The 4,644-nt window shown below is 67.6% G+C and carries 5 protein-coding genes; 4 read left to right on the top strand and 1 reads right to left on the bottom strand.

All coding sequences use genetic code 11. The features are described 5' to 3' along the window. Window positions 1-189: hypothetical protein (locus FKP22_RS33515; protein WP_211361505.1), on the bottom strand; the 189-nt coding region annotated here is incomplete at its 3' end. A gap of 104 nt (window positions 190-293) precedes the next feature. On the opposite strand from FKP22_RS33515, the gene kdpF reads away from it, so the two are divergent. The 4 genes from kdpF to FKP22_RS21535 all read left to right on the top strand — a co-directional run. Next, the gene (kdpF, locus tag FKP22_RS21550; protein WP_141289743.1) at window positions 294-386 is read left to right on the top strand and encodes a K(+)-transporting ATPase subunit F; all 93 of its coding nucleotides are present in this window, start codon (window positions 294-296) and stop codon (window positions 384-386) included. Next, window positions 383-2,173: a potassium-transporting ATPase subunit KdpA gene (kdpA, locus tag FKP22_RS21545; RefSeq protein WP_141289742.1), complete on the top strand. Its 1,791-nt coding sequence runs from the start codon at window positions 383-385 to the stop codon at window positions 2,171-2,173. The genes kdpF and kdpA overlap by 4 nt, the downstream gene beginning before the upstream one ends. 10 nt (window positions 2,174-2,183) lie before the next feature. Continuing rightward, window positions 2,184-4,268, top strand: coding sequence for a potassium-transporting ATPase subunit KdpB (gene kdpB, locus FKP22_RS21540; protein ID WP_141289741.1), 2,085 nt, complete (start codon window positions 2,184-2,186; stop codon window positions 4,266-4,268). A 17-nt stretch (window positions 4,269-4,285) separates the two neighbouring features. After that, the coding region (locus FKP22_RS21535) for a potassium-transporting ATPase subunit C (protein WP_141289740.1) at window positions 4,286-4,644 on the top strand (359 nt) is incomplete at its 3' end.

Here is a 4,644-nt window from a genome sequence, read left to right as displayed (position 1 = left end):
CCGCTGTGGCGAGGGCGTGTTCCGCCTGGCGCTGGCGCGCAGTCGCACGCCAGCCGAGGTGTGGAAGCTGTTGACGCTGCCGGCCTGACCGGGCGCCGCAAAGGGCGTCTTGATACTTTCTTGATACCCGGCTGCCGAGTCTTGGCACCGTCTTGATGCCCCGATTTTTACGATGAGCGCATGTTTCAAGGAGGGCGTCCCATGGATGTCGTTTACATCGCGCTGAGCGTCGTGTGCTGGCTGTTGCTGGTGGGCATGGCGCAGGGTTGCGCAAAGCTGGGAGGGACCGAGAAATGAGCGGTCTGGTCATCTTGAGTGGCATCGTCGCGGCAGGCCTGCTGGTCTACCTGGTGGCGGTCTTGCTGCAGCCGGAGAAGTTTTCATGAATGCACATGGCTGGACTTTGCTGGCCGTCTACAGCGTTGTGCTGTGGCTGCTGGCCATGCCGATGGGGCGCTACATCGCCGCGGTGATGGAAGGGCGGCTGCGCTGGGCGGGCCGCATCGAGGCCGGGCTGTGCCGGCTCTGCGGCGTCAAGCCCGAGGCGGAGATGGGCTGGCTGCAGTACGCGCTGGCGCTGTTGCTGTTCAACGGCCTGGGCGTGCTGGCGGTGTATGCGCTGCAGCGGCTGCAGCTGTGGCTGCCGCTGAACCCGCAGGGCATGGCCAACGTGTCGCCCGACTCGTCTTTCAACACCGCGATCAGCTTCGCCACCAACACCAACTGGCAGGGCTACGTGGGCGAAACCACGATGAGCTACCTGACCCAGATGCTGGGCCTGGCGGTGCAGAACTTCTTCTCCGCGGCCACCGGCATCGTGGTGGTGATCGCCTTGATCCGCGGCTTCGCACGGCACTCGGCCAAGGCCATCGGCAACCTGTGGGTGGACCTGACGCGGGCCACGCTGTGGCTGCTGCTGCCGCTGTGCATGGTCTATGCGGTGTTCCTGGCGCAGCAAGGCGTGGTGCAGAACTTCGATGCCTACCCGGTGGTGCACACCCTCGAGACGCAGCACTACGAAACGCCGAAGCTGGATGCCGAAGGCCAGCCCATCAAGGGCGCTGACGGCCAGCCGGTGACGGAGCCGCAGCAGACCCGCGAGCAGACGCTGGCGATGGGCCCGATCGCCTCGCAGGAGGCAATCAAGATGCTGGGCACCAATGGTGGCGGCTTCCTGAACGCCAACTCGGCGCACCCGTACGAGAACCCGACGCCGCTGACCAACTTCGTGCAGATGCTGTCGATCTTCCTGATCCCGGCCGGGCTGTGCTTTGCGTTCGGCCGCATGGTGCAGGACAGGCGCCAGGGCTGGACGGTGGCGGCTGCAATGGGCGTGCTGTTCCTGGTCGGCGCGGTGGCCGCGATGAGCTTCGAGCAGCAGGGCAACCCGCTGCTGGCGCCGCTGGGCGTGGACCAGGGCATGAGCCTGGCCCAGGCCGGCGGCAACATGGAAGGCAAGGAGACGCGCTTCGGCATTGCCGACACCGCCTTGTTCGCCACCATCACCACCGACGCCTCCTGTGGCGCGATCAACGGCTGGCACGACTCGTTCACGCCGCTGGGCGGGCTGGTGCCGCTGGTCAACATGCAGCTGGGCGAGGTGGTGTTCGGCGGCGTGGGCACGGGGCTGTACGGCATGCTGATCTTCGCGATCCTGGCGGTCTTCATCGCCGGGCTGATGATCGGCCGCACGCCGGAGTACCTGGGCAAGAAGATCGAGGCGCACGAGATGAAGATGAGCTCGATTGCCATCCTCGTCACGCCGCTGCTGGTGCTGCTGGGCACCGCCATTGCAGTGCTGAGCCCTGCCGGGCAGGCGGGCGTGGCCAACCCCGGCGCGCATGGCTTCTCCGAGATCCTCTACGCCTTCACCTCGGCGGCCAACAACAACGGCAGCGCGTTCGGCGGGCTGTCGGCCAACACGCCGTTCTACAACGTGCTGCTGGGCATTGCGATGTGGTTCGGCCGCTTCGGCGTGATCGTGCCGGTGCTGGCGATTGCCGGCTCGCTGGCAGCGAAGAAGCGCATCGCCACGACATCCGGCACCCTGCCCACGCATGGCCTGCTGTTCGGCGGCCTGCTGATCGGCATCGTGCTGCTGGTGGGCCTGCTGAACTATGTGCCAGCACTGGCACTCGGCCCGGTCGTTGAGCACCTGGTGCTCTGGAAGTGAGTGAGTTCCCATGACACGCAAGAGCTTTTCATTGTTCGACCCCGCGCTGGCCAGGCCGGCCGTGGTCGACGCCTTTCGCAAGCTGAGCCCACGGGTGCAGTGGCGCAATCCGGTGATGTTCGTCGTCTACGTCGGCAGCATCCTGACCACCGGCCTGTGGCTGCAAGCCGCTTTTGGCCAGGGCGCCACGCAAGGCTCGCCCGGCTTCACGCTGGCGGTGGCGCTGTGGCTGTGGTTCACGGTGCTGTTCGCCAACTTCGCCGAGGCCCTGGCCGAGGGCCGCAGCAAGGCCCAGGCGGCCTCGCTGCGCGGGCTGAAGAAGCAGACCTGGGCCAAGAAGCTGGAAGAGCCGCGCCACGGCTCGTCCTGGCATCCGCTGGAATCGACCGAGCTGCGCAAGGGCGCGGTGGTGCTGGTCGAGGCGGGTGACGTGGTGCCGGCCGACGGTGAGGTCATCGAAGGCGTGGCCTCGGTGGACGAGAGCGCCATCACCGGCGAATCGGCCCCGGTGATTCGCGAGTCGGGTGGCGACTTCAGCGCCGTGACCGGTGGCACCCGCGTGCTGTCGGACTGGATCGTGGTGCGCGTGAGTGCCAACCCCGGCGAAACCTTCATCGACCGCATGATCGCGATGGTCGAAGGTGCCAAGCGCCAGAAGACGCCCAACGAGATTGCGCTGACCATCCTGCTGGTCGCGCTGACCATCGTCTTCCTGGCGGTGACCGTCACGCTGCTGCCGTTCTCGGTCTTCAGCGTGCAGGTGGCCGGCGCCGGCACGCCCATCAGCGTGACCGTGCTGATCGCGCTGCTGGTCTGCCTGATCCCGACCACCATCGCTGGCCTGCTCTCGGCCATCGGTGTGGCCGGCATGAGCCGCATGATGCAGGCCAACGTGATTGCCACCTCCGGCCGCGCGGTCGAAGCCGCGGGCGACGTGGACGTGCTGTTGCTGGACAAGACCGGCACCATCACGCTGGGCAACCGCCAGGCCTCTGCCTTCATCCCGGCGCCCGGCGTGAGCGACGTGGAACTGGCCGATGCGGCCCAGCTCGCCTCGCTGGCCGACGAGACGCCCGAGGGCCGCAGCATCGTGGTGCTGGCGAAGCAACTGCACCCGCTGCGCGACCCCGGCTTCCAGGCCGAAGGCGCTAGCTTCGTGCCCTTCACCGCGCAGACCCGCATGAGCGGCGTGGACCTGCCGGCTGGTGGCAACACGCGGCAGATCCGCAAAGGCGCGGCCGATGCGCTGCGCCGCCACGTCGAGGCGCTCGGCGGCAGCTTCCCGGCGAACCTGTCGGCCACGGTGGAAGACGTGGCCCGCCGCGGCAGCACACCGCTGGCGGTGTCGGACGGTGCCCGTGTGCTGGGCATCATCGAGCTGAAGGACGTGGTCAAGAGCGGCATCAAGGAACGCTTTGCCGAGCTGCGCCGCATGGGCATCAAGACCATCATGGTGACCGGCGACAACCGGCTCACTGCCGCGGCGATCGCCGCCGAAGCCGGCGTGGACGACTTCCTCGCCGAGGCCACGCCGGAGCAGAAGCTCGCGCTGATCCGCCAGCACCAGGCCGAGGGCCGGCTGGTGGCGATGACGGGCGACGGCACCAACGACGCGCCCGCGCTGGCCCAGGCCGACGTGGCGGTGGCGATGAACTCCGGCACCCAGGCGGCCAAGGAGGCCGGCAACATGGTGGACCTGGACAGCAATCCGACCAAGCTGATCGAGGTGGTGGAAACCGGCAAGCAGATGCTGATGACGCGCGGCTCGCTGACCACCTTCAGCATTGCCAATGACCTGGCCAAGTACTTCGCCATCATCCCGGCCGCCTTCGTCAGCACCTATCCGCAGCTGGGCGCGCTGAACGTGATGCAGCTGGCCAGCCCGAACTCTGCCGTGATGTCGGCCGTGATCTTCAACGCGCTGATCATCGTCTTCCTGATCCCGCTGGCGCTCAAGGGCGTGCGCTACCGGCCGCTGGGCGCCGCGGTGCTGCTGCGCCGCAACCTCGCGGTCTACGGCCTGGGCGGCGTCATCGTGCCCTTCATCGGCATCAAGGCCATCGACCTGCTGCTCAGCGCCGCCGGTTGGGTCTGAACTCGAAAGCCATCATCATGAAAAACCTCATCCGCCCTGCCGTCAGCCTGTTCGTGGTGCTCACCGCGATCACTGGCCTGGCGTATCCGCTGGTCGTCACCGCCGTCGCGCAGACAGCCTTTCCCGAGCAGTCCCACGGCAGCCTGCTGCGCAATGCCGCAGGCCAGCCTGTCGGCTCCAAGCTGATTGGCCAGGCCTTCAGCGAGCCGAAATACTTCTGGGGCCGGCCCTCGGCCACCAGCCCGATGGCCAACAACGCCGCCAACTCCGCCGGCACCAACGTCGGCCCGCTGAACCCGGCGCTGGTGGATGCGGTGAAGGCCCGCGTGGCCGCGCTGCAGGCCGCCGACCCGGGCAACACGCAACCCGTGCCGGT

The organism is Ideonella azotifigens (genome assembly GCF_006519715.1).
In the GTDB taxonomy this organism is placed as follows: Bacteria; Pseudomonadota; Gammaproteobacteria; order Burkholderiales; family Burkholderiaceae_C; genus Ideonella; species Ideonella azotifigens.
Note: the sequence above shows the minus strand (reverse complement) of the source record. Positions and strands in the feature narration are given on the sequence as shown.

What these genes read in the sequence shown, in the direction of transcription:
- kdpF (WP_141289743.1), top strand. Translation starts at nt 294, where the DNA reads ATGAGCGGTCTGGTCATCTTGAGTGGCATCGTCGCGGCAGGCCTGCTG.
- kdpA (WP_141289742.1), top strand. Translation starts at nt 383, where the DNA reads ATGAATGCACATGGCTGGACTTTGCTGGCCGTCTACAGCGTTGTGCTG.
- kdpB (WP_141289741.1), top strand. Translation starts at nt 2,184, where the DNA reads ATGACACGCAAGAGCTTTTCATTGTTCGACCCCGCGCTGGCCAGGCCG.